This is a genomic window from Paraburkholderia sp. HP33-1 (assembly GCF_021390595.1).
Lineage (GTDB): Bacteria > Pseudomonadota > Gammaproteobacteria > Burkholderiales > Burkholderiaceae > Paraburkholderia.
Genome location: NZ_JAJEJR010000003.1, coordinates 321,971 through 346,580, shown reverse-complemented (window position 1 = coordinate 346,580; position 24,610 = coordinate 321,971). Strand labels below are relative to the sequence as shown.

The following is a 24,610-nucleotide window of genomic DNA, read 5'->3' as shown; positions in this document are numbered from 1 at the left end:
TTCAGCTCGACTCAGGCAACCGGCATCTCAAGGTTCATCGGAGCCGACCTGCTCGAGCGCGCTCAGATCCGCCGCGAAATCGTCGGGCTGACCGTCCGCAGTTTCATGCGTGCGTGGCGGCGACTTGACGACCGGCGGCGGCATCTTGCCGATGCCTTCATCGACACGTTGCAGCAGATACGGAAAGAACGGGTTCGACGCGATGCGGAACATCGAATCGAGCGTCAGAATCAGCGTGCCGCGTTCGCCGCGCGGCGCGAGCGTGCCAAGGTTCTCATTGAAGTTCTCCGAGTCGTCCGGCGCGATGCCGTACAGCGCGTCGGTGATCGGGAACGGAATCGCGACGTGCGACAACGAGAAAATATCCTGCGGGTAGTCAATATCCAGCGGCTTCACGCGCGTTTGCACTTCGCCCGCATAAACGCTGCGCTCGACGGTATGCGCCGAGTCCGGCGACGCGTTGGCGATCACCGTGGTCCGATAGTTCTGCGGACCGATGCGCAACAACCGCGACAACGCCGTGTACGACGCGACGCGCAGGAACGTCCTGAAGCGCACGCTGCGGTTCAAGTCGAACAGCACGACTTCGCTGCCGTTCTCGGGCAGCTTGTCGTAGAGCGCCGACATCACCGCGGGCGTGCTGACCGTGAAATCCGTCACCGACTGGAACGTCAGGATAGGCGGCAACGTATCGAGCCGATTCTCGCGCTCGAGCCTCGCGATCTGCTCCTGAATCACGCTCGTCAGCAAATGAGACTGCCGCGCGCCATTCACTGGAAACGAGTTGTACTTGAACGGATTGAACTCCGGCACGATGCCGAGCCATGCGGCGGGCGCAAAGGCCGGTAATAGTGCGGGCAATGCGACGAGACCGGCAAAGCGCGCGTAACGGGTGACGCCGATCATCGGCGAGATCAACACGACGCGCGTCGGACGCGCCAGCGCGGGATTCTCGATCGCGTCGAACGCGTACTGCAGCGCGAGCGCGCCGCCGTTCGAAAAGCCGACCAGTTCGATCGGTTTCCCCGGCCCCACGCGACGGCGCGCTTCCCGCACCGCGAGCCGTGTGGCCGCGGTCCATTCCTGCCAGTGGACGTCGGTGAGCCCGGCCGGCACCGTGCCATGTCCCGGCAGGCGGATGCCAATCGCGACGAAACCGCGATCGCGATAACGACGCGCGATATGCCGCATACTGAACGGCGCATCCGTCATGCCGTGCAGCAGCACGACGGCGCCGACGGGTGCCCCCGAGGGCTCGAGAATGTACGAGTGATTCCAGTTTTGGGCGAAATGCCACGGAAAGATCGGTGAGCCCTCGTAATAGCGGTTCGCCGGAATGCGCTCGGACGGCCGCAACTTTTCGACGACATTGACACGCACGTCCTCGAAAATCCGGTTCTCGGCCTTGATATACGCATTCCAGTCGGCGGTGTCCATTTCCTCGACGGTCATTTCGCGCGGCACATAGGTGTGCCATACCGACAGCTCCGGCCCACGCTTCGAGTACCACGCGCGCAGCCCGAATGCGAGCACTGCCAGCAGCACCACGACCCATGCACTTATCTTTATTACCTTCAGTGACGTGCGCAGCATTCGTGTTCTCTTGATGAGATGAAGGTTGCACCGCGCGCAGGCTGCTCTCTGCGTTGTGTGCGCATGCCGTCATCGCGACGGCTTCCGGTGTGGATATGCTAAGTGCTTTCAATCACCGGTTCAAACTTTGTCCCGTGGGCGCGCGACGCGGAATCATTAACGCATTGCCGGGAATAGCGATATGCCCGATGCGGGCATGGCGGTTCAGCGATGCGTCCGGTTCATTGACGAAAAGCCGGGGCGCGGCCCACGCCGCGCCCCGGCCTTGCCTGCTCGCGGGCAATGACTAACGGCCGCGGATATTGCCGGCGACGCCACCCGCCGCCCCGCCTATGAGCGCGCCGGTCCACGCATCGCCGCCGGAGATCGCCGCGATGCCTGCACCGGCACCCGCGCCGAGTGCCGCGCCGCCAACTGTTCCTTGCGTCCGCGGGCTCATGTCCGTGCAACCGATCATCGCGACCAGTGCGCCAATACTGACGATCCATCCAAGTCGTTTCATGATCGTTCTCCCTATTGATTTTTCTTCAGGCCGGGCACGACCATCTGGAACCAGAGGGTCTCGATCACCGGGTGCTGGATCATCGCGGGATTGGCGGCGTAGTAGCTGTCGAGGCCTTGACGCACGCTGTCGAGCGTCTGGCCCTGCATGCCCTTGCCGAAGCGCTGCGCGATGTCGTCGCTGTTCGCCATGTTGCCCGCATAGGCACGCTCGACGTCGATCACATTCGCGATACCGATCAGATACGCTTTCTTCTGCTCATCAGTGGACGCCATCCATTGCTGGCCCGTGACTATTGGAATCTCCGCTCGCGCGACATTGCCTATCATTGCCAGCGACAGGAATGTCAGAGATAACAGCGCTCGCCATTGTGATTTGATTGCCATCGCATGCTCCAAGGAAGTTACGTTCTCCAGCGGCCCACCGCCGACCGCAACGGGCGGCCTCGATCGGTCTATTTGGAAGAATGGTCTGTGTGCCTCGTCGAATCTCCTGTCCGGTTCAGCGGTCGGCGTGGGACGTCGGTTCGGGTTCTATTGGCGTCGGGTCGTATCAGTGAATAGACACCTTGATGTCGGAAAGTCTCGTGAAGGATTGGAATGATTTGCATACGTGCTGTACGCGCGCAACGAGTGGGCTCGTGGTGTCCTTGCCGCGTCAGACACGCTTTAGAGTCTATAGCCTTTTTTGCAATTTCCAAGTCCAATTCCGCGCGATGCGTACCGATGTGACATTGTGTCAAATGCCATTCGACCAATGAAAGGAAGCGACGCAACGCGCGTAAGCACTCACCGGTTTTTCGTTCGGCTTCCTGATTAGACTGCCAATTGATAGCGATTGGCATTGATTTATTTCCGGTCGAGTCGTTTCTTCTTCCGGTAACAGTACGAACCAATAGTGAAACCGATGCGATTTTCTATTGATGCGCTTGTGCATCATCTTTGTCGCTGATCGAGCAGATTTCTCACACCCTGCTCGAACGTCGAACAGCTCCCGGTTGATCGCGCCTGGCCCGCGCCGGAATGGCTGCGCAGCAGCGAAGGGCTTGACGACGCGTGGCTGACGGTTAGTTGCATTATTGACGAGGGTTGCCGGGGGCCATTTCGAATGCGCCCGTCCTCATCATTAACAGCCTTTAGCTTGTATTTGCAAAATACAGAGTATAAACTGTATCGATCACTTACAGGCTTTGACCTGTTACGCCGTCGCAGCGGAACCGGAGACCGACCGTGGACTACGCCATCAAGACACTGAGCCAACTGAGACCGATCCTGCAGGGCTTCAGGAAGGCCGCCGGCCTCACGCAGGCCGCAATGGCCGCGCATCTCGGGGTCACGCAACAGACCTACGCACAGCTAGAGGCAAATCCGGCGGCCGTCAGCGTCGAACGGCTCTTCAAGGTGTTGCGAGTCTTGCAGGTCGATCTGAAACTCACGCAGAGCGGATCCGCGCCAAGCGTCGCCGTGGAAAACGCCGCGCCGCCGCCGAACCGCACCCTCTCCCGCCGCGCCACGCACGTGCCGCTCAAACAGGCAGCGCCGGTGCAAAAGCAGGCTAGCGCACAAGGCCCGGCGCAACGCGCGGCCCGCACATCGACCCGGGAGGCCAGAGACAGCACCACGGCCAAAGCAGCCAAATCCGCCAGCGCTGCCCCGAAGACCACCGCGGCCAACCCCAGCAAGAAACGGGAGGACTGGTAAGCATGGCGCGCAGCACACCAAACCGCCTGAACCTGTGGATGAACGGCCTGCCGGTCGGCTCGTGGGAAACGACACGCAGCGGCGAACGTCTGACCTATGGCGACGAATGGATCCACGATCCGCAAGGACGCCCGCTATCGCTGTCGCTGCCGTTCACCCCGGGCAATCAGCCGTATCGCGGCCAGATCGTCGCCGACTATTTCGACAACCTGCTGCCCGACAGCGAACCGATCCGGCGTCGCATCGCCGCGCGCTACCGGACCGGCAGCACCGCGCCGTTTGCGTTGCTCACCGCGCTCGGACGCGACTGCGTCGGCGCGCTGCAACTACTGCCGCCGGATGAAGAACCGACCGATCTGACCAGCATCCGCGGGCGCGAACTCAGCGACCGCGAAATCGCGGCGCTGCTGCGTGGCACGACGTCGACGGCGCCGCTCGGGCAGCACGATCCGCTCGAAGATCTGCGTCTGTCGATCGCCGGCGCGCAGGAAAAAACCGCGCTGCTCCTTCATCGCAACCGATGGCTGCTGCCCGAAGGCAGCACGCCGACCACGCACATTTTCAAGCTGCCGCTCGGGCTCGTCGGCAACATGCGCGCCGACATGCGCACGTCGGTGGAAAACGAATGGCTGTGCTCGCAGATCGTCGCTGCATATGGGCTACCCGTCGCGCGCTGCGAAATCGCGCGATTCGACGAGCAGAAGGTATTGATCGTCGAGCGCTTCGATCGCCGTGCGTCGAGTGACGCCACGTGGATCGTGCGGCTACCGCAGGAGGACATGTGCCAGGCCACCGGCACGTCGGCGCTGCACAAGTACGAGTCGGACGGCGGTCCGGGCATCGAGGCGATCATGGAGATACTCGCGGGGTCCGCGCGCGCGGCTGCGGACCGACGCAACTTCTTCGCGACGCAGCTCGTTTTCTGGCTGCTCGCCGCGACCGATGGCCACGCGAAGAACTTCAGCATCGCGCATCTGCCCGGCAATCGCTACGAATCCACACCGCTTTATGACGTGCTGTCCGCGCATCCGATCATCGGCAGCGGCGCGGGGCGCCTGGCGGTGCAAAAAGTGAAACTGGCGATGGCGGTTCGCGGCAAGAACGTCCACTACCTGCTCAATCAGATCCAGCGCCGGCATTGGGTCGCCGAAGGGCAGCGGGTCGGCTTTTCCGCCGCGGATGTCGATACGCTGATCGATCAGTTGACCGCGCAAACGCAGACCGTGATCGACGCCGTGTCGTCGCAATTGCCCGCCGACTTTCCGCCGGACGTGGCCGATGCGGTATTCGAAGGCATGCGCCGGTTGAACCGGAAGCTTGCCCAGTAAAGCTCCATCGGCCTTCGCCGACGCGCGCCCCTGCACGCTCAGCAGATGCCCGCGCATGCATTGCGCGGCCGTTTCTGTTCGGGGGCAGCGCCGATCATCATCGGCTTTATCGCCACGCAGTTCTCGATTGGTCTTGGCTTTCTCGTGGTCGGCGCGGTGTTCTTTCTGAGCGGCCTGACTGCATTGTTCGTTCCTGATCGGCTACACGATACGCAGCAGTAAACCCATAGCGACAATGACGTAATCATGTCGTGTCAAAGCATTGCCCAGGTTATCCGGCGCTAATGCCCAGCGCCGCATAACCTGGGCACCAAGATGAAGCATTACTGCGTTCCTGAGACTATGTTGGAAATGGTCCAGTTGTTCGTCGTGACGAGCACATAGTCGCCATTGACACCTAGCCATTTATGCCCACGCGGCGGCGCATCGAGGCCGTGTCCACGCCAGTCGTCCATGATGAAGTTGTAATGACGGTATTCGGCGGGCACACGCTGGCCTTTATGCCAGTCACGATGCGGAATCGACGGCATCACCTGCTGACGGGGCATTCCTCCGGCCATCTGGCCACCGCCCTCGTCCTGCGGCGGCGGTCCAGCCGCAATCGCGAGCGCGGACAAGCCGGTAAATGACAAGGCGACGAGTGGCGCAACAATGCGTTTATTCATGTTCGAACCTCCGTACGGTGGATGGAAGAAAGCTCCGGGCATTCACGTGATCGACGTGAAAGTGATCATCCAGGTACTCGCAGATCCATTAACTCGAACTTTATTGCGGCGATCGCTGGTCTAGCGAATGCAATCCTTCTAAATCGCGAGATATCAAATTCGATATTTCAGGCGCGACTCGAAGTCGTTAAAAAGTATAGTAAAAGGAAGTTCGACTTCAAGGCGGACCTGCCCACGGCTACCGCGTGTCTCGACGCGGCGATTAGCCGAGCCGCCGATGCTCATCGACGCGACGGCGCAGATCGCGCCCGCTCGCCACTTCAGCGAGCGGGCGACACATTGGCAGTCACCCGCCAGATCGATTCGCCTGACTGATTAATAGTCGACCGGATCGCGGATGATCGGGCAGGTCATGCAGTGACCGCCGCCACGTCCACGGCCCAACTCCGCACCGACGATCGTAATCACCTCGATGCCCTGCTTGCGCAGCAGCGTGTTCGTGTAGGTGTTGCGGTCGTACGCATAGACGACGCCCGGCGACGCACACACGAGGTTCGCGCCGCTATCCCATTGCGTGCGCTCGCGCTGATAATCGCTGCCGCCCGCCTCGACCACGCGCAGCTCCTTCAGCCCGAGCCCCTCGGCAACGACGTCGGTGAACGGTTTGTTTTCCGGGTGCAATTCGACGCCGCTCGGATGGCTGCTCGGCCGATACGAATAGGTGCGGGTTTTCGCCATGAAGTCCGGGGCGACCAGCACGCAATCGCGATCTGCGAACGTGAACACCGTGTCGAGATGCATCGCCGCACGAATCTTCGGCATTGCCGCGACGATCACGCGCTCGGCCGCGCCCTTCTTGAACAGCGTCGCCGCCAGTTGACTGATGGCCTGACGCGAGGTGCGCTCGCTCATGCCGATCAGCACGATACCCTTGCCGATCGGCATCACGTCGCCGCCTTCCAGTGTGGCGAGACCGTGGTCCTGGGTCGGGTCGCCCCACCACACGTTGACCTTGCCCGCGAAGTCGGGGTGGAACTTGTAGATCGCCGTGGTGAGGATCGTCTCCTCGTGGCGAGCCGGCCAGTACAGCGCATTCAGCGTGACACCGCCGTAGATCCAGCAGGTGGTGTCGCGCGTGTACAGCGTGTTCGGTAGTGGCGGCAGCAGATATTCGGTGCCGCCCGCCGCTTCCTTCGCGACCTCCAGCGCCTTGCCCCCATGCGCTTCCGGGAAATCGTGGGTGGATAGCCCGCCAATCAGCGTTTCGGCGAGCTTGCGATTGTCGAGCCCTTCCAGATAGCTTCTCAATTCATCGATAAAGCCGAGGCCGACCTGATTCGGCACCACCTGGTTGTCGAGAATCCACTTCTTGCCTTCGGCCACCGCGACCGTTTCCGCGAGCAGATTGTGCATCTCCACCACTTCGACGCCGCGATCGCGCATCTTCGTAACGAAGTCGAAGTGGTCGCGCTTCGCGTTCTCGACCCATAGCACGTCGTCGAACAGCAGCTCATCGCAATTGCTCGGGGTAAGACGCTGATGCGCAAGCCCCGGTGCGCAGACCATCACTTTGCGCAGTTGCCCGACTTCGGAGTAGACACCCAATTCACCCGCTTTCGCGTCTGTGTTTGCCATGACGATCTCCTGAATATCAGTGTTGACCCGCTCTGTTCAACCAGATCTAGAGCGCGATCCTTCCAGTCGCGAGGCCAAAGATGCCGATGATCGCGCCAATGACCGCAACGATAAAAATGATCCAGTCGGAAGCGATGAAGACGTTCTTGTTCTGCTCGCGCCGGGCCCAGATATAGAGCGCCGTTCCCGGCGCATACAGAACGGCGGAAAGCAGAATGAATTTCAGGCCGCCCGCCCAGATCATGAAGACCGTATAGATCGCCGCGATTGCGGCCATGATCAGATCGCGCCGGCGTTCTTCAGGGCGCACGTCGTAACCATCGCCACGATTCGCGTTCATGACGCCGAACGCCGCGACGAACAGGTAAGGAATCAACGACATCGCACTCGTCAGATTCAGCATCAGCGCGAACGCATCTCGAGAGAAGTACGTACTGAAGACGAGCAGCTGCACCACGATGTTGGTCAGCCACAACGCATTGGCAGGTACCTTGTTGGCGTTTTCCCTCGCGAACACGGCGGGCATGTCTTCGGTCTTTGCCGCCGTGAACATCACTTCGGCGCAGATCAGCGACCAGGCGAGATAAGCGCCCAGCACCGAAACCAGCAGACCTATGCTGACAAAAACTGCGCCCCAATGACCGACCACCGCTTCGAGCACCGCCGCCATCGACGGCTGCCGCATGTCCGCGATGTCTGCGCGCTGGAGCACCGCGTAAGGCAGCAACGTCACGAGCACCATCAGCGAGGTGACGACGACGAAGCCCAGAATCGTCGCCTGGCCGACATCCGAGCGCTTCTTTGAATAACGGGAATAAACGCTCGCCCCTTCGATACCGATGAACACGAACACAGTGACCAGCATCGTGGCCCGTACCTGCTCGAAGATATTGCCTTCAAGTCCTCCACCGTAGAGGTTGGCCTGGAACAGGTCCATCCGGAAGCCGAAGATCAGGATCACGATGAACACCAGAATCGGAATGACCTTGGCGACCGTGACGACACTGTTGATGAAGGCCGCCTGCTGCACGCCCTTCAGGATCATGAAATGAAATAGCCAGATGCCGATCGATGCGACAACGATCGCGACGACCGTGTTGCCGTCGCCGAACACAGGAAAAAACGCGCCGAGCGTCGACTTGATCAGCACCCAGTACGACACGTTGCCGATACAGCTACCGATCCAGTAGCCGAACGCGGAGAGAAAGCCCGGATAGTCGCCAAAGCCCGCTTTCGCATACGCAAACACACCAGCGTCCAGCTCGGGCTTTCGTTCCGCCAGCGCCTGAAACACGCGCGCCAGCATATACATACCGGTGCCCGCAACGAGCCAGGCAATCACGGCGCCCAACGGACCGGTGGCACCAGCAAAAGTCCGTGGCAAGGAAAATATCCCGGCTCCGACCATGCCGCCCACCACCATCCCGGTGAGCTGCATCTTTGACATTTTTTGTGGAGTGGACGCCATTCGGATTCCTTTTAGTTGCCTTCTTAACAAGGATCTGTAATCAGATTCGAACGGAAAGTCTCTCTCGTCCAGTCCTGTCTCTGATCAGCCGCGTTACTCTGCAACCACCACACGAAAAGAATGGTCTGTCCGTTGACGTTTGTCAATTGACCGCGAGACCCGATAATGGTCTGCGGCGTGCTATTCGATCGAATCGATGATCAATGCTGCAGCGCCGAATTTCATTGAATGCGTGGATTAACAATTCGCGGTACCGCGTGTGTCATATGACACGCGATGCATACTTCTGAATCGCTCACGTCGATAAGTCGCATTCGTTATGGATGATTTAACAATGAGGCGACGTGCCGCATCATCAATGCGGTTTCTCAAATGATGGGGAATCGCTGAGGCGGGCCGAACCGATGGCCGTTCAGGAATGTCGTCAACAGTACTAACCTGATGCCGTGTGCCGCAACGCGGGACGGCCATCTATGACTCGCGCAACTTCCTCAACGTGAGCCGCGCTTCCAGTCCGCCGCCGACGCGGTTGTGCAGCGTGAGCGTCGCGTCCATCGCGAGCGCGAGTTGCCGCGCGATCGCCAGCCCCAGCCCCGTTCCGCCCGTTTGACGGTTGCGCGACCCTTCAAGTCGAACGAACGGCTCGAACACCGTCTCCAGCGACTCGGCCGGAATGCCGGGACCGCGATCGAGCACCGACACGGTAGCTTCGCCATCGTGCAACGTGCCGATATCGATCTGCGCGGCGCCGCCGAACTTCAACGCGTTATCGACCAGATTGCCGACGATGCGCCGCAATGCCTGCGGACGTAGCGTCAGCGACTGGCCGAAGTGGCCCTGCAAGGACACGCTTTGCCCGGCGTCGACGTAATCGCACACGAGGCTGTCGAACAGCGCATCGGGATCGATGCGGCGCGGCACCTCAGTCGTGCCCTGCATCGTGCGTGCATAAGTCACCCCTTCCTTGACCAGCGCTTCCATTTCCTGCAGATCCTGGCGCAGCTTCGGGGCCTCGGTCTCGTTGTCCATCGTGTCGACGCGCAGGCGCATGCGCGTAATCGGCGTCTGCAGATCGTGCGAAATCGCCGCGAGAATCTGCATGCGCTCGGTCATATACGTGGCAATCCGGTCCTGCATCGCGTTGAACGCGCGCGCGGCGCGCGCCACTTCGGACGGACCGACTTCGGGCAACCGCTCGGCCTTCAGGTCAGGGCCAAGCGTGTCGGCTGCGACGGCGAGCTGATTGAGCGGGCGCGTCGCGAGCCGCACCGCGAGCCAGCAGCAGGCGGCGAGCACGAGCAACTGCAACGTCAGTACGAGCGGCAGCCAGCGCGACAACGGTGCGCCGGGCATCGGCCGCAGGTCGATGGTGAGCGGCGTGCCGTCGCTCAGTTTCAGGTGCACCTGCAGACGCTCGCGATCGCCGGGCACCGCGTTGACGGTCAACGGATAACGCGTGCCGATCCCGTCGCCGATCGATTGCGCGACGCGCGCCGACAGGCTCGCGTCGACCGGGGCGCCAGGCACACCGGGACCGAGCACAAACTCGTAGCTGCGGCGCGCGAGCCGCGGCAGCCACTGCGCGCGCTCGTCGGGCGGCAGATGATCGAGCAGCGCGACCGAGCTCGCCACCTCGCGCTCGATGTAGCCCATCATGATGTTGGTCATCGTCTGATCGCGCTCGGTCATCGTGAGCCAGACCGACAGCGACTGCGCGAGCGCGAGCCCGACGAACAGGATCACCGCAAGCCGCGCGAACAGCGTGCGCGGCCAATGCGGCCAGCGCAGCAAGGACGGTGATGACGGCGCATTCATTGCGGATCCCCGCTCGCGGTCACCGTCGCCGAAAACACATAACCCTCGCTGCGCAGCGTCTTGATGTAGCGCGGTTCGCGCGCGCCGTCCCGCAGGCGTTGACGCAGGCGGCTCACCATCAGATCGATCGAGCGATCGAACGGGTCGGCCTGACGGCCTTGCGTGAGATTCAACAGCTGATCGCGCGTGAGCACGCGCTGCGGGTGATCGAGGAACACGCGCAACAGACGATACTCGGCGCCGCTCAACGCGACCATCGTGCCGTCCGCGTCGAGCAGATGGCGCGCGGTCGTGTCGAGCCGCCAGTCGCCGAAGCACAGCATCGGCGCCGATTCGGTCACCTGCATCCCGGGCGGCAGCATGCGCGCGCGGCGCAATACCGAGCGAATACGCGCGAGCAGTTCGCGCGCCGCGAACGGTTTGGTCAGGTAGTCGTCGGCACCCATCTCGAGGCCGACGATCCGGTCCGCTTCCTCGTTGCGTGCCGTCAGCATCAGGATAGGCACCGTGCGGAACTTGCCAGCGCGCAACTCACGACACAGCACGAGACCGTCTTCGCCCGGCAGCATCAGGTCGAGCACGATCAGGTCGGGCGCGCCGTTCTCGAGCGCGGCGCGCATCTGGCGCCCATTGGCCGCGAGGGAGACGCGAACGCCATTTTTCTCAAGGTATCCGGCGAGCAGTTCGCGGATGCCGCGATCGTCGTCGACGATCAGTACGTGGTCGCTGGTTTCCATCGACGGATTATCTGTTGCGGCGCTTGAGTTGCACGCCGCTCGCCTGGATGAATGAACACTGCAACGGATGCGCGAGCTCGGTCGCGAAGCCGCCCGCGACGAACAATGCGATGGCAAAGAAGCGTTTCATGCGTCCTCCAGCACGGAAAGACTCGCGCCGTCGGCCACGCCGGCTTCGAGCGCATACGGATCGACCCCTTCCAGGCAGCCGATATTGACGCGCCATTGCTGCGGATCCTTGCGCGTCTGATGAAACGGATAAATGCCGCAATGCTTGCAGAAGTAGTGCTTCGCGACCTTCGTGTTGAACTGGTACAGCGTGAGCGAGTCCTCACCACTCAGAATCTTCAGCTGGCTGGCGGGAAAGAGCGGCGTCATTAGCGCGCCCTTGCGGCGGCACAGGCTGCAGTTGCAACGGCCGGCCGGAACGATTTCTGTACGTACTTCGAACTTGACGGCCCCGCAGTGACAGGATCCTTGCAGCGACTCGGCGCTCATGGTGCTCTCCGTGATTTGACGATGCCTGCTTTATAGCCTGGTTCATCAGTCGAATTGTGTCGTAATGTATCTGGACGCCGAGTCGATACATTACTTTGCAACAAGTCGCGTCGATTAGCGCAAGGCGAAACCGCGGCGATAAACGCGCGGATTAACTTTTGAGCGGCACGCGCAAACGAATAATGCATGTCGCTTCATTGCCGCCGCATTGCCGTACTCCCCTTGCAAAGATACTCCGCTTGTCGATGAACAGGTAAGCTGCGCGGCGCGCCGGATTCCCTGCACACTGTTTTTGACCTCGGCATGACCAACCGGCTGTCCATAATCCGCAGGATTGGCCAGCACTGCCAGACGGGTCAGCAAGTGGGCAATGACGGCCACTGATCTATTGCCCGGATGGTCTGTGAATCGCGTTGAATATCCTTGACTTTTAATCACTAGCCACCTCCAATACCCATGGTGCACTGCGATGTTTCGCTTTTGAAACGCACTGCATGTCACTCGGTAGTTCAAAGCATTGGCCAGCAGTTCATTCGTCCGCCGTGCATGCGGCGTCGGCTCGCGAAATGGAGCACTCCTCACTACAGGAGTCGTCTTGGCTGCAACGCAAAACCAACCTGCGCACCGCGAACCCGCCCGCATCGACCTCGCGTTGCAAGGCGGCGGCTCGCACGGTGCCTTTACATGGGGCGTCCTCGACCGTTTGCTCGAAGAGTCGTGGCTGCAGATCGAAGGCATATCGGGCACGTCGGCCGGCGCGATGAACGCGGCGGTGCTGGTGAGCGGCTATCAGGCCGATGGCGCGGCCGGCGCGCGAGCCGCGCTCGAAGCGTTCTGGCGACGCGTGTTCGAAGCGTCGGTGTTCAGCCCGTTTCGCCGCAGCCCGTTCGACGTGGTCATGGGCCGCTGGACGCTCGACTACTCGCCGCTGTTCATCGCGATGGACCTCGCGGCGCGCCTGTTTTCGCCCTACGACCTGAATCCGCGCGGCGTGCATCCGCTGGCGAAGATCCTGCAGGACTCGATCGACTTCGCGCATCTGCGCGATGCGCCGATCAAGCTGTTCATCACCGCGACGCGGGTGCGCACGGGCCGCGCGCGCGTGTTTCGCAATGGCGACCTGACGCCGGACGTGCTGCTCGCCTCCGGCTGCCTGCCCACGCTGTTCCAGGCCGTGCAGATCGACGGCGAAGACTACTGGGACGGCGGCTACGCCGGCAATCCGACGATGACGCCGCTGGTACGCGAATGCACGTCGAGCGACACGCTGCTGATCCAGGTCAATCCCGTCGAGCGCAATGAAACGCCGCGCACCGCGCGCGACATCATCAGCCGCTTGAACGAGGTCGCCTTCAACGCGCCGCTGCTCAAGGAGCTGCGCATGATGGCGCTGCTGCGCCGCGCGGCGGACGCCGGCAGCGACGAAGGCCGCCATTGGGCAGCGATGCGCATCCATCGGATCTCGAGCGAAGTGATGACCGAGCTCGGCTACTCGTCGAAGCTGAACGCCGAGTGGAGCTTTCTGACGATGCTGCGAGACGAAGGCCGGCGTGCCGCGGAAGCGTTCCTGACCGAGCACGGCGATTCGATCGGCGTGCGCTCCTCGCTGGATCTTGACGCGTTGCTCGACGGAGTCTGACCATGGACGTCATCACCCTGTCACCGCTCGCGATCGGTCTCGGCCTCTTTGGCATGCTCGTGAGTCTCGCGCTGCTGATCGGCCTCGCGTATCGCGGCTGGACCGTGCTGCTGCTCGCGCCATTAGCCGCCATGCTGGCCGCCGCGATTTCGGGCGAACCGATTCTCGCGCATTGGACCCAAACCTTCATGCTCAGCGCTGCGCGTTTTCTCGCGCAGTTCTTTCCGTTGTTCCTGCTCGGCGCGCTGTTCGGCAAGCTGATGGAAGACAGCGGCTCCGTGAAGGCAATCGCCAGTTACATGACGGAGAAGCTCGGCGCGCATCGGGCGATTCTCGCTGTCGTGATCGGTGGCGCGCTCGTCACCTACGGCGGCGTCAGCCTCTTCGTTGCGTTCTTCGTGCTGGCGCCGATGGCCATTGCCCTCTTCGAGGCCGCCAATATTCCGCGCCGTCTGATGCCGGCCGCGATTGCTCTCGGCACCTCGACGTTCACGATGTCCGCGCTACCGGGTACGCCGGCGATCCAGAACGCGATCCCGATGCCGTTTTTCGGCACGACGCCGTTTGCCGCGCCGGGGCTCGGCATCATCGCAAGTATCGTGATGGTCGCCTTTGGGCTCTGGTGGCTGTCCCTGCAGCAATCGCGCGCGAAGGCAAGCAATGAAGGGTTCGACGGCTTCAGCACGGCGGCGAAATCCACCAGGCCGCCGGCCAGCGACAACCTCGTGCGTGAACGCGCGAGCGTATCGCAGAGTTTCGATCCGGAGGAGGCGAAGCGCGGGCAGGTCAGCGAGGCTCTGCCGTCGTTTGGCATCGCGGTCGCGCCGCTCGTGCTCGTCGTGCTGACGAACTTCGTGATGAACGTCATCGTGCTGCCGCGCATCGACGCCGACTATCTGGCCGAGGTGCGTTGGGGCGAGACCTCGCTTGCGGCCGTCGGTGGTGTGTGGGGCGTGAGCGTGGCGCTCACCGTCGCGATCGTCGTGCTCGTGCTGCTCAATCGGCGCCGCCTGCGGGCGCTGCGCGAGACCATTGGTGCGGGCGCGAATGCATCGGTGCTGCCGGTGCTAAGCGTCGGCAGTCTGGTCGGCTATGGTGCGGTGATCGCCGCGCTGCCCGCGTTCGCGCTCGTCCGCGAATGGGTGCTCGCCATCGGCGGTGGTCCGCTCGTATCGCTCGCGGTCGCAACCAATCTGCTCGCGGCGTTGACCGGCTCGGCTTCCGGCGGTCTCACCATCGCGCTCGACGCGCTCGGCAGCACTTATCTGCAGCTGGCCGGCCAATACGGCATCGACCCGGCGTTGCTGCATCGGGTCGCCGTGATTTCCTCCGGCACACTCGACAGCTTGCCGCATAACGGCGCGGTCGTGACGCTTCTCGCCGTGTGCGGTTCGACGCACCGGGAAGCCTATCGCGACATCGTGATCGTTGGGATTCTTGGTGCGCTGCTCGCGCTGGTGGTGGTGATCGTGCTGGGCTCGCTGCTTGGGTCGTTCTGAGCGTTCTGAAGTATCAAGGGGTCTTGCGCTGACGTTGCTGTTCGTCAGTGCAAGACCCCTTTCTTTTTGCTGGCCGGCTGGGTTTGGGCTGATTTCCGCCTGACTTCACGCCGACGCGCGCGCCGCACTCATGCGGCCAAACACGAACTGCCCCAGATACCAGACCAGCTCGGTATTCGCGAAGATCGCATCTTCGGTGACTGTCGACGGTTCGAGCTTCATCCGACGCAGCATCAGCTTGCCTTCGCGCGACGTCGTCCACGCATGCATCAGTTCCTTGCGCGTCTTCGCATCGGCGGCGTTGAAATGGTCGCGGCCCTTGCGCGAATCGTCGTTCATACGCGCGCGCACTTCTTCTTCGCGCGTAGCGATGCTGTGCTCAACGGTCTTTCTCGTTTCGGTCTTGACCGCCTGTTCCTGCGCGTCGTCGGCGAGCAGCTTGGCCTGTACGTCGACCATCGTGCGTTCGGCGTCCGAGATCTTCCAGTTGTCGCGTAGCGCGCGCATCAGATAGCCCGCGGGGCTCTTCTTGACCTGTCCGCGCTTGATTCTGAAGCGCGTGTATTCGACGGCCTGCTGGATACGCTCGTCGGTCCAGAGATCACGGTTTTCCGATATCTCGCTGAACTGCTTGGTCGACAGACCGAACTCGTCGGTGAGAATCTTGTACAAATGGCTCGCATCCGCGAGGCTCGCGAGCACCGCGTCGGCTGTGTCCTTGCGTTTGAGCAGAAAACGGATGCGGTCGATTTTCTTCGACGTCGTCGATGCGGTGCGGGTCTCGTAGGACAGATCGATGTCCGATACATCGTTGATCTCGCGCACGGCCGGCTCGAGCCAATCGCGCTTGAAGTACTTGAAGATGGCCGCGTTCGCGCCCATTTTGCCGGGCCAGTTGCGCATTTCCTCGAGCTGGATCCAGTCGGTGCGTCCCGCTGGAACGCTGGGTAAAACCTTGTCGTAGACCGCGCGGGCAAGACTTCGCGTGAACGCGGTGGAAATGCGCAAGCTCAGCCAGTGAGATTTCTGCGGATCGCGGATGTGCGGCACAAGTCGCGGATGGACGTCGAACCGCATGCGTCCGCGATGAAAGCCGACCATGCCGATCAACTGAACCTGCACCCACAGATCGTCTTCGCTGGGATCGCGATCGGCCGGTGTGTTCGTCACGCGGACTTTCGCGTTCTGCGCTTCGTCGGCGATCGTGCGCAGGTGCTTCAGGTTGCGGCTGTCGTAACGCATCAACCACTTGAAATAGTTGAGCTCGACGTCGTACTGGTCGCGCTGCTCGGGCTCCTGCGCGACGATAAAGTAGGCGGCATCGAGAAAGCGCCGTGCCGGCAGCCCCATGTTGACGATTTCAGTGAAGAAGTCGTTGCGCTGATAACCGATCTCGCGATTGGCTTCGTTGATGCGCAACCCCTGATCGAACATGTCCTCGAACAGCGCGAGCGCCATCTGTCGTGACGTTGCTTTCGACTTGCCCTCTTCCGGATGGTCCGCGGCCATGTTCTTCGTCCACTTTTTTTCGCTCACGGGACTGTAAGCACGCGCTGGTGAGCTGTCAACACACAGAACCTCACCATCGGAACGGCCGCTGCGAAGGCGCCTGTTCGGCTTGCACTCCGCGTTTTCGCACACAGAACCTCACCATGTTCACAATGAACCTCACCTTCAAGGATGCGCGTCGTGCAACAAGGCCTTATGCGACGGCCCTTTCGCTCGTGTTACGTCGCTCACGCACAACCCACCTCACCTTTTGGGTTGGGGGCTTCAGTCAAGCACAGCGAACCACACCTTGGTGAGGAATTGATCTCACCTTGCTGCACAATCAACCGCACCTCTGCGCACACCGAACCTCACCCTTGACACAACGCACCTCACCTTTTGGACCTTAACTGATTGAATGGATTGAAAATCGAGTCTGTGTGTAGGTTTGTTGGTTTGCTCTCGTTTTAAAGAAACGTACCAACCTAGCGGGGCAAACAAATGCCGCTAGAAATGTCGCGGCGCAGCATGGTGAGGTTGATTGTGCAATCGTGAACTCGCGCGTGAGGCGTTTTTCGGCCTGTGGTGAGGTTGGTTGTGCCTCTAACGTGATCGGGGTCTCAAATGCTGGCGTCATGCTTGCGGCGAAACGATCTTTCCGGGCGCTTTGACGTTTTGGTAGGTGAGGTTGATTGTGCATTGCTGCTATGAGTCGGGCACATCCCGGGCTGGACACGGCGAAATTGCGATCAAGGTGAGGTTGGTTGTGCTGTGAACCGCTGCGTCGGACGCGTTGAAAATGAGAAAGTGCACAAATGACCTCACCACGCGCCTTGATTTTAAGCAAGCACGAAGGTCTCATTGAGGGGATCGCAGGGGAAGGTGAGGTCATTTGTGCCTTCACGCACTTCAAATTTTCGAGGCTAGTTCAGTTTTGAGTGCGATTCGGTGGGCGACACGATGCGAAAATGCAGAAATTTGAAAAAAATCTGCATAAAAACAGTAATTTAAAAAGCTATTTTCAAGTATTTCCTGTATTCTGAGGTTTCCGGAATTTTATGGAAAAACCTCAGAATGGTCAGAACGAGCCAACTTCCTGCCGTGGACCGAACCGTTCACTTTGAGCAGATCAGCCAGTTCGCAGAAAAAGTCACCATTTTCACTAATGAGCTGCGCGACACGATCCTGGCCCCGCGCCCTCGAAAAACGGCTCCCGTTTTCAAGACTGGCGAGATTGCCGAGATGTGCAACATCTCCCACTCGCAGGTTCAGTATCTCGCGACAAAAGGCGATGGAGAACTGCCGTCAGGTACTGCGGCCGGCACGGGCCGAACCCGGACCTTCACGCTGGAGGAAGCGCGGATCTGGGTGCAGAAGATTTCGGACATCTACCAGACTCCACTGGTCACACGCCTGAAGGAGCCGGACGGCAAGATCATTATCACGGCTCAGCTCAAAGGCGGATCTGCCAAGACAACGACGACGATGTGCCTTGCCCAAGGGTTGTCGCTGCGGGGACGCAAAGTATTGGTGGTCGATCTCGATCCGCAGGCGTCTCTTTCCGAACTGTGCGGCCTGTACGCGGAGAAAGACGTGACGCCCGAAGACACGGTGTTGCCGTACGTGTACGACCAGGACATCGAAGGTGGCCTGGAGGGACGGGTTCAGTCGACGTACTGGGATGGCATCGACGTGATCCCCGCGCACACGGAACTGATCGGCGCCGAGTTCCATCTGCCGGCCATGCAAAAGATGCGGCCGGGTTTCCGCTTTTGGACTGTGCTTCGTCAAGGGCTCGAGCCGCTGCGCAAGAAGTACGACTACATTTTGATGGATACGTCGCCGTCGCTGTCGTATCTCAATCTGAACGCGCTGATGGCCGCGGATTCGATGGTGATGCCGATGGTGCCGGAAAACCTGGACTTCATCAGCTCGTTATCTTTCTGGCGACTCTTTTCGGACGTGTCCAAAAGTTTCATTAAATTTGAGAAGGACAAGAAATACGACTTCGTGTCGCTCGTGCTGTCGCGGGTCGATTACGGGCGGAACTCGTCTGCGCCGATCGTGCGCGCGTGGGCGCAAAGCGCGTACGAAAACTGGCTGCATTCCATTGAGGTACCGGCGAGTTCGGTGATGAGCACCGGGGCGTTGGCGTTCTCGACCGTCTTCGACATTAGCAGCAACCACAGCGCGGCTAAGTCGCTGCAACGCGTGCGGCAGCCTCTCGTCGATTATTGTCGCTGGATCGATGAGATCTATTCGGAAAAATGGAGGAACGCGCAATGAGCAATATGCGAGAACAGTTGCTGGCCAAGACGTCCGGCATTCGCAAAACTTCGTCGATCAACGAGGACGAGGTGAAGCGCAGCAACCGAACGCAAACGGCGCCTGGCCTGGCCGGCGCGCTTGCCGTTGCGCAACTTCGCGTGCAGGAATTGGAATCGACCGGCGTCGCGTCGCAACTGTCGGTTGCCGGTATTTTGCCGAATCCCTGGCAGCCGCGCCGCGTGTTCAACGAGGCGAAGCTGGCAGAGCTCGCCGAGTCGATTCGCGAAGTTGGGCTGATGCAGCCGATCGTGGTTCGGCGCGTAGCGGACGACTATCAGATCGTTGCCGGCGAACGGCGCTGGCGTGCGCACAAGATGTTGGATCTCGACACGATCAAGGCGGTAGTCGCGGATTGCTCCGATTCGGACATGGCTGTTCTGGCGATGGTCGAAAACATCAGCCGCGACGACCTTGCCGACTATGAGATCGGTGTTGCGATCCGTCGATCGGAAACAGAATTCCCGAATCGCAAGCGGCTCGCGGAAGCGATGGGATTGTCGCGCGCTGGTCTGTACCAGTTCCTCTCGTTCGAAAATCTGCCGGACTTCATCAAGAACGATCTCGATATCCAGCCGCGACTACTGGGCGGAACTGCGGCGCAAGCAATTGCGGCTGCTATAAAGAAGCATGGCGAGGATGGCGTTAAGGCGGCTCGAGAGATCTGGCCGCTGTTGGTCAGAGGCGAAATGGATCAGGGCAAGATTGCTGCGGCGATTACCGCGCTTGCGACGCGACAGACGACGTCGACTGGTACCAGCGGCCGCAGTATCGAGAAGTTTTTCGCTGGACGGGAGCACGCGGGGAGCATCACGAAGGACATCAGTAACTTCACGATCAAGATCAAAACCGGGGTGATTACCGAGGCGCAAGAAATTCAGATACGACAGTTGATTGGCCAGATGTTCCAGTCGCAGCCGAAGACGAACTGATTTGTGGTTGGTTTGTAGTGTAGAGAAGCCCGCTTGATGCGGGCTTTTTTATTGGGCAGCGAGGATAGGCGGCGAGCAGAGTGTCTAGAGTCTAGACACTCCCTTGGCACCATCCGAGTGTCTAGACTCTAGACACTCTTCCGCCTTACGTGGCAGCTAGTGCAAGAGCGCCGCTCCGGTGCGAACGAGCGTTCCTGACATCCAGCTCGATGTACGGGGAGATTCGACTAGTGGGGAGTGAATGCAGCGAGCGCCTACTGGCCAGCGGTGGGCGAGCCTACCAGCACCGGCAAAGCGATCAATCGCGTGGAATTGCTGAGGCGGCCCTTCGCGGGAATTTGTTGCACCAATGACGGGGGCGTTACGACGACAATCACCCACGAAATTCAATCGTCGAATGAGTGATGGGATGGCAGGGCGCGCGCGGCCTTCTCGTCTTTGAACGACAACTGTATCAAGCAGGCTTCCGCGGCCATTCGCTGCCATTCCGATGCTTCGCTGCTCAAGACCGGAGCTCCATCGATTGGCGGGGACGCCAGTCAAATTGCGAGTCATGCAATGGCCGTGGTTTTCCATAAAGCGCCGCGTTGACGATGGCATTGCCTGACGCAGTAACCCTGACACAAATCGTATAAAGCATCGCGCCGATGCGCGATCGTTCTGTGCTACGCGAGGCAACCGATATGCGCAGGGCCACGCCAACCGCTTATCCACCGCAATGTCAGAGGCCCTTTTTGCGGAACACTCCGTGCAGATTGGCCAGCGATGAAATTCGGATCGATGGCCGAGCAAAGGGACTTTTCTCGGTAGCGCTGTGAATCTGGCTTGCGCCTTGCAACCGGACAAGATGCGCCAGTTCTCGGCGGACGGCGCACTGGCGCGCGGTGCTGACGGTTGCCCAGCGCGCAAGAGGATGCTCAACCAGGCATCGAGATCGCCCATCAATCGACGCAGATCAAACTTTTCGCGAACGATATCCGCGTCAGATTTCGAATGGCCCCCGCTTGATGGGCGCGGTATCTCGTCGCTGCTGGATCCCCTTAACCGACGACCACAAAGTCAATGGCGGACACTTCTCGGATACGGAGCGTTTAGCTGTCCCGTTATTGCTCCGCAATCGCAACGAAGTCAGTAAGGCGGGTGCGTCAAAGCGCGCGATGGCCATGACAGGATCTACCCGTATCGTCGTCATGCCCTCGCGCGTTGCCCGACAGATCAGGACTCAGTTGCCGGCCTGAACGATACGTGAATCATTGCATTTGAACTCTGCATCCCGGTCCTGCCTGTCATCGCGTTCCCCTCGTCTGAATAACGAGGGCAGAGTCCAATAGCAAAAAGGTCGCAGGGCTAGCAACCTACCTTTGATCTTCGTTCCGTTTCGTATGCCGCGCCAACCGCATCGGCCTGCGCGATGGGCGCCAGGAAAGGGGGGCTATCTCACAATGACTGTAGACATTAAACCTCGCCACTCGAGTTGCCGTACGACGTTGATAAGGGAGAGGCTTGCGAATCACCTGACCGGCACTGCAAGCGGCTGCCAATCTCCATGAGAGATGCCCACCTCAACTTCAGCAGACCTGGCGATAGCGCAACAGCAAGGTGTCGCCATATGGGGGGCAGATCAAAAAGGCCTCGCTCACGAACTAAGTATCGAAAAAGGAGCAGGTTTTAGGCAATACGAGCGCGAACGCTTGATTCTTCGGCCAATCTCACCAGTTGACACGTCGTGAAACATATCCACGCGTCGTTGATGTCTTACAACCATTTGTTTTAAAAGACGTTTTTTATCCCGATCGGCCATTGTTTCACGAAAAATAATCAAATCGATGCGCGATTCCGCGCCCCTCCCGCAAAATGGGACGGAGCGCAGAAATATCTACACTAGCCTCTGTGATTTGTAGCATTTAATACGTAATTTGTAGCGAGTGATTTTCGACTGGTACGAACGATATTTCCAGCATTTCGGTACCATGATCGCCCAGACAATATCGAGCGTTCAAAAGCTGGAGCATTTCCGCATCCAGTTTTTGCCGTGCACCGCTGCGTGGAGCAAAGCGCTGCAACAGCGACCTGGCCAGATCCGACCCGACGCAACAGACGCCCGACGCCCTCAGCCATCACTTCTCCAACCCCGCCTCCCCGCAAACCTCTTCGGGCTCCTCGAGTTGCGCGATGTCCTCATGCAAGATCCGCCGGATCTCGAGGATCGCTTGCGGCGTCTCCTGCACGCTGTGGCCGGCCACGATCACCTTCTCCGACAGCGCGCCCGCGAGATGCGCGCTGCGATAAGGCACCACGCCATCGTCGGAGTCATCAAGCGGGCCGTATTGACGGCGCCGAGCGATGATCGAGTGGAAGCACACCTGCGGACTGATCGGCAATTGCGACGTCGCGCGAATCAACGGATCAGTCTCGCGCAACTGCTCGATGCTGTTCGGCACGTGAAAGGTCTGGCCCTGCGGTTCGATGTTCGTCGCCGTGTGTATCACTTCTTCGATCTCGTTGAGCAGAGCGAGCGGCAGGCGCACGAGGTTGGCCGCCCAGCGCGACAGCCGGTTGCTCGCGAACGGTGTGCCGCGATGCGGCGCCGCGATAAAGATCGCGCGCTCGACTTGCGGCATCGGCGTGAAGTTCAGCAGCCGGTTGAGTCGCTCGTCCTCGCGATCGATATCAGCGCCTTCGGGCACGTAGTTGTCTCTGAACGTCGCCCAAAGCTCGTCGCCGGAAGTCGACACGAGCAGTCGCGCGATAACGCCACCCATGCTGTGACCGATCAGCACCATGCCATGTGACGCCGGCGCCGTGCCGTTGGGATCGAAGTGCCCGAGCGTCTGCTGTGTGGCGCGCCGGATGCGCGCGAGGTTGACGAGGATCGGCACGTTGGTCGGGTAGTAGACCTGCCACACCTGGAAATGCTGGCGGAGCACTTCATCGCCCTGAAGATCGTTGGCGACGTTGACCCATGCCTCGGGGCTGCTCGCGAGGCCGTGCAACATCAGAATGATCCGGCGATTGGGGTCGAAGGGCTGCATCATGTAGATGCGCGGTGTATCGATGCCGCGCGCGCGTCCGAACAGCGTGCGCAAAGATTGACCGGCGAAACCCGAGCGCGCGAGCCAGATGCCATAGCCGGCGCTGAAGTTGGCCGAGAGCGGCACCGTCTGGCCATGTCGCTCGACACTCTCTTCGCGAAAGGGATCGTAGACGGACAGCACGACATCGTGCGTGGCCAGCACCTGTTCGAGCGTGCCCTGGCTGAACCACATCAATGCAGTGACGTTCGGCGACGGCATCTCGCTGAAAAAGCTCGCCGCGGGCCTCGGCTGTCGTGCGGCCTGCGACGAGATACCGGCGTTGAACGGCGCGTTCGCGTCACGATCGACGCGGGCGGTCACACCCGTAGCGGTGCCGGTATTGGCATCGGCATTCTCTCCAGGCGGCGGCACGTTCATCACAGCAACAAGTTCCGCGCCCAAACCATCGCGCCGATAAATGCTACGTATCCCCGCGAACGACAGTCGCGACGCCGGGATCACTTCGCGCGGTTCGCGCACGCCCTCGGGCAGCCGGACGTGACTCAGGTCGAGCTGAATGGTCCAGCCTGCAATGGACTGCATGCCCAGCTCGCCGTTGCCTGTATCGGTATCGAGTGCGCCACGCAGAAACAGCGCGCGCGCAAGCTCCTGCACCGCATAGTTGTAATAGTCGCGAACCTGGGTCTGACGATCTTCGAATGCACGTTCGCCGGCGGTGCGCTGACCCAGGAATAGGAATGCATACGCGAATCGTGCGGTCCTGAGCCAAAGATCGAATTGCGCGTCGCTCCATTCGGTGGCGTTGATCGGCGTGTGCGCGATGGCCATCTGTAACGACAGTTCGGCGAGGCTCGACAATCGCCGGTCGGTGTTGATGCCACCAACGGTCGAGATCGTATTGATGCAAGCGAGCGGCTCGCGTTGGCACGTGTTCTCATCAAGTGCCGCGATGTGGAGCGTGTCGCGCGTCGCCGCGCTCAGACGGCCGGTGGACAGAATATCTCCACGGCGCATCGCGATGTACTGCTCGGGGCCTTGCAAACTGACGGTCACCATCGCGCAACCGGACAGAAGACTGCCAGCGAGCAGCGCGAGCACCACGCAACGTGATATCCATGTTGCGAGCGCGCGCGTCATGATGCGTCGAAGCGGTTCGACCGATACGGCTGCCGCGCTGCGCTGCTGGACCGGCAAACGATGAACGCGCCCGCGGCTGCTTGCGACGTTGCAACTGACAAGTGTCTTCTCACGCAGACTCGACTCACAGGCCGTTGCCTCATGCACCCGATCGATAAAGCTCAAAGCCCGTTATTTGTCCGCTGAGTACTGTACGCCCGGCAAATTGCTTGTGCAACCGGCGCCGTACGCCATAGCGCGCATTGGCTTCAATATGAAATAACGCTGATTTAACAACTACGGTCGCGCCATTGGCGAAACACAATTCCTTTACACCTATACCACTTTTATGCGCTTCGCCATTAGTACAGCAGAATAGCTATGCCCATCCTTTCGTCGACCGAAGTCAAAAAAATCATGGAATGAATTTGCGTAGCCGCGGCAAGAGTTGCGAAGCGATTGACGGCTAGAGCATTGATCGGCCATGATGCCTTTGACGAACTCTGAAAGGCGACAATGACGCACGCATGACACGGTCAGATCAACAGTGAACTGCGCGATGTCTCGAACGTCCATTGATGACTTTGATATACCGCTTTCGAGAGTAAAACAACCTGACGAACGTACTCTTCTGA

19 protein-coding genes and 1 pseudogene are annotated in these 24,610 nt (G+C 60.4%); 7 read left to right on the top strand and 13 right to left on the bottom strand.

Translation table 11 applies throughout. The annotated features are described in order from the left end of the window. Window positions 1-27: 27 nt before the first annotated feature. The 3 genes from L0U81_RS28575 to L0U81_RS28565 form a co-directional block, all read right to left on the bottom strand. Window positions 28-1,593: an alpha/beta hydrolase gene (locus tag L0U81_RS28575; protein WP_233808554.1), complete on the bottom strand. Its 1,566-nt coding sequence runs from the start codon at window positions 1,591-1,593 to the stop codon at window positions 28-30. Between the two features lie 286 nt (window positions 1,594-1,879). Further along, window positions 1,880-2,095 carry a YMGG-like glycine zipper-containing protein gene (locus tag L0U81_RS28570; protein ID WP_233808553.1) on the bottom strand — a complete coding sequence of 72 codons (216 nt, stop codon included), beginning with the start codon at window positions 2,093-2,095 and terminating at the stop codon, window positions 1,880-1,882. Window positions 2,096-2,106: 11 nt separating this feature from the next. Further along, the gene (locus L0U81_RS28565; RefSeq protein WP_233808552.1) at window positions 2,107-2,481 is read right to left on the bottom strand and encodes a hypothetical protein; all 375 of its coding nucleotides are present in this window, start codon (window positions 2,479-2,481) and stop codon (window positions 2,107-2,109) included. Window positions 2,482-3,324: 843 nt separating this feature from the next. Between L0U81_RS28565 and L0U81_RS28560 the strand changes: the two genes are divergently transcribed. The 3 genes and pseudogenes from L0U81_RS28560 to L0U81_RS28550 form a co-directional block, all read left to right on the top strand. Next, window positions 3,325-3,795, top strand: a complete 471-nt coding sequence (locus tag L0U81_RS28560; protein ID WP_233808551.1) for a helix-turn-helix transcriptional regulator — start codon at window positions 3,325-3,327, stop codon at window positions 3,793-3,795. A 2-nt stretch (window positions 3,796-3,797) separates the two neighbouring features. Further along, the gene (locus tag L0U81_RS28555) at window positions 3,798-5,123 is read left to right on the top strand and encodes a type II toxin-antitoxin system HipA family toxin (protein WP_233808550.1); all 1,326 of its coding nucleotides are present in this window, start codon (window positions 3,798-3,800) and stop codon (window positions 5,121-5,123) included. Between the two features lie 66 nt (window positions 5,124-5,189). After that, window positions 5,190-5,345, top strand: a pseudogene (locus L0U81_RS28550) (MFS transporter); the annotation flags it as partial. A gap of 101 nt (window positions 5,346-5,446) precedes the next feature. Here the strand turns inward: L0U81_RS28550 and L0U81_RS28545 are convergent. From L0U81_RS28545 to L0U81_RS28515, 8 genes are all read right to left on the bottom strand, one after another. Beyond that, the gene (locus L0U81_RS28545) at window positions 5,447-5,788 is read right to left on the bottom strand and encodes an RcnB family protein (protein ID WP_233808547.1); all 342 of its coding nucleotides are present in this window, start codon (window positions 5,786-5,788) and stop codon (window positions 5,447-5,449) included. A gap of 375 nt (window positions 5,789-6,163) precedes the next feature. Further along, complete coding sequence (locus L0U81_RS28540) at window positions 6,164-7,354, bottom strand: arginine deiminase (protein WP_442793482.1); 1,191 nt, start codon at window positions 7,352-7,354, stop codon at window positions 6,164-6,166. A gap of 115 nt (window positions 7,355-7,469) precedes the next feature. Continuing rightward, the gene (locus L0U81_RS28535; RefSeq protein ID WP_233808541.1) at window positions 7,470-8,891 is read right to left on the bottom strand and encodes a basic amino acid/polyamine antiporter; all 1,422 of its coding nucleotides are present in this window, start codon (window positions 8,889-8,891) and stop codon (window positions 7,470-7,472) included. Between the two features lie 471 nt (window positions 8,892-9,362). Further along, window positions 9,363-10,706: an ATP-binding protein gene (locus L0U81_RS28530; RefSeq protein ID WP_233808538.1), complete on the bottom strand. Its 1,344-nt coding sequence runs from the start codon at window positions 10,704-10,706 to the stop codon at window positions 9,363-9,365. Further along, window positions 10,703-11,443 (bottom strand): response regulator, encoded by a 741-nt coding sequence (locus L0U81_RS28525; RefSeq protein ID WP_233808536.1) that lies wholly within the window; start codon window positions 11,441-11,443, stop codon window positions 10,703-10,705. The genes L0U81_RS28530 and L0U81_RS28525 overlap by 4 nt, the downstream gene beginning before the upstream one ends. Before the next feature lie 7 nt (window positions 11,444-11,450). Further along, window positions 11,451-11,573, bottom strand: coding sequence for a hypothetical protein (locus L0U81_RS33605; RefSeq protein WP_267957329.1), 123 nt, complete (start codon window positions 11,571-11,573; stop codon window positions 11,451-11,453). Continuing rightward, entirely contained in the window at window positions 11,570-11,941 is a 372-nt protein-coding gene (locus L0U81_RS28520; RefSeq protein WP_233808533.1) for a GFA family protein, read from the bottom strand. The genes L0U81_RS33605 and L0U81_RS28520 overlap by 4 nt, the downstream gene beginning before the upstream one ends. Window positions 11,942-12,055: 114 nt before the next feature. Further along, complete coding sequence (locus L0U81_RS28515; RefSeq protein WP_233808531.1) at window positions 12,056-12,322, bottom strand: hypothetical protein; 267 nt, start codon at window positions 12,320-12,322, stop codon at window positions 12,056-12,058. A gap of 214 nt (window positions 12,323-12,536) precedes the next feature. On the opposite strand from L0U81_RS28515, the gene L0U81_RS28510 reads away from it, so the two are divergent. Both L0U81_RS28510 and L0U81_RS28505 read left to right on the top strand, forming a co-directional pair. Next, window positions 12,537-13,580 carry a patatin-like phospholipase family protein gene (locus tag L0U81_RS28510; RefSeq protein ID WP_233808529.1) on the top strand — a complete coding sequence of 348 codons (1,044 nt, stop codon included), beginning with the start codon at window positions 12,537-12,539 and terminating at the stop codon, window positions 13,578-13,580. A gap of 2 nt (window positions 13,581-13,582) precedes the next feature. Beyond that, window positions 13,583-15,079, top strand: a complete 1,497-nt coding sequence (locus L0U81_RS28505; protein ID WP_233808528.1) for a GntP family permease — start codon at window positions 13,583-13,585, stop codon at window positions 15,077-15,079. Window positions 15,080-15,184: 105 nt separating this feature from the next. Here the strand turns inward: L0U81_RS28505 and L0U81_RS28500 are convergent, their stop codons facing one another. Beyond that, window positions 15,185-16,588: a replication initiation protein gene (locus L0U81_RS28500; protein ID WP_233808526.1), complete on the bottom strand. Its 1,404-nt coding sequence runs from the start codon at window positions 16,586-16,588 to the stop codon at window positions 15,185-15,187. A 1,053-nt stretch (window positions 16,589-17,641) separates the two neighbouring features. Between L0U81_RS28500 and L0U81_RS28495 the strand changes: the two genes are divergently transcribed. Both L0U81_RS28495 and L0U81_RS28490 read left to right on the top strand, forming a co-directional pair. After that, complete coding sequence (locus tag L0U81_RS28495) at window positions 17,642-18,853, top strand: ParA family protein (RefSeq protein ID WP_233808524.1); 1,212 nt, start codon at window positions 17,642-17,644, stop codon at window positions 18,851-18,853. Beyond that, window positions 18,850-19,824: a ParB/RepB/Spo0J family partition protein gene (locus L0U81_RS28490; RefSeq protein WP_233810031.1), complete on the top strand. Its 975-nt coding sequence runs from the start codon at window positions 18,850-18,852 to the stop codon at window positions 19,822-19,824. Before L0U81_RS28495 ends, L0U81_RS28490 begins: the two co-directional genes overlap by 4 nt. A gap of 2,117 nt (window positions 19,825-21,941) precedes the next feature. Here L0U81_RS28490 and L0U81_RS28485 read toward each other — a convergent pair. Next, a complete protein-coding gene (locus tag L0U81_RS28485; RefSeq protein WP_233808522.1) occupies window positions 21,942-23,996 on the bottom strand; it encodes an esterase/lipase family protein in 2,055 nt (684 codons plus the stop codon). Window positions 23,997-24,610 lie beyond the last annotated feature (614 nt).

Bases quoted from the DNA above. Each gene is read 5' to 3' on its own strand.
- L0U81_RS28495 (WP_233808524.1), top strand. From the start codon at position 17,642: ATGGTCAGAACGAGCCAACTTCCTGCCGTGGACCGAACCGTTCACTTT.
- L0U81_RS28575 (WP_233808554.1), bottom strand. From the start codon at position 1,593: ATGCTGCGCACGTCACTGAAGGTAATAAAGATAAGTGCATGGGTCGTG.
- L0U81_RS28520 (WP_233808533.1), bottom strand. From the start codon at position 11,941: ATGAGCGCCGAGTCGCTGCAAGGATCCTGTCACTGCGGGGCCGTCAAG.
- L0U81_RS28570 (WP_233808553.1), bottom strand. From the start codon at position 2,095: ATGAAACGACTTGGATGGATCGTCAGTATTGGCGCACTGGTCGCGATG.
- L0U81_RS33605 (WP_267957329.1), bottom strand. From the start codon at position 11,573: ATGAAACGCTTCTTTGCCATCGCATTGTTCGTCGCGGGCGGCTTCGCG.
- L0U81_RS28485 (WP_233808522.1), bottom strand. From the start codon at position 23,996: ATGACGCGCGCGCTCGCAACATGGATATCACGTTGCGTGGTGCTCGCG.
- L0U81_RS28535 (WP_233808541.1), bottom strand. From the start codon at position 8,891: ATGGCGTCCACTCCACAAAAAATGTCAAAGATGCAGCTCACCGGGATG.
- L0U81_RS28540 (WP_442793482.1), bottom strand. From the start codon at position 7,354: ATGGTCTGCGCACCGGGGCTTGCGCATCAGCGTCTTACCCCGAGCAAT.
- L0U81_RS28555 (WP_233808550.1), top strand. From the start codon at position 3,798: ATGGCGCGCAGCACACCAAACCGCCTGAACCTGTGGATGAACGGCCTG.
- L0U81_RS28505 (WP_233808528.1), top strand. From the start codon at position 13,583: ATGGACGTCATCACCCTGTCACCGCTCGCGATCGGTCTCGGCCTCTTT.
- L0U81_RS28545 (WP_233808547.1), bottom strand. From the start codon at position 5,788: ATGAATAAACGCATTGTTGCGCCACTCGTCGCCTTGTCATTTACCGGC.
- L0U81_RS28525 (WP_233808536.1), bottom strand. From the start codon at position 11,443: ATGGAAACCAGCGACCACGTACTGATCGTCGACGACGATCGCGGCATC.
- L0U81_RS28530 (WP_233808538.1), bottom strand. From the start codon at position 10,706: ATGAATGCGCCGTCATCACCGTCCTTGCTGCGCTGGCCGCATTGGCCG.
- L0U81_RS28490 (WP_233810031.1), top strand. From the start codon at position 18,850: ATGAGCAATATGCGAGAACAGTTGCTGGCCAAGACGTCCGGCATTCGC.
- L0U81_RS28565 (WP_233808552.1), bottom strand. From the start codon at position 2,481: ATGGCAATCAAATCACAATGGCGAGCGCTGTTATCTCTGACATTCCTG.
- L0U81_RS28500 (WP_233808526.1), bottom strand. From the start codon at position 16,588: ATGGCCGCGGACCATCCGGAAGAGGGCAAGTCGAAAGCAACGTCACGA.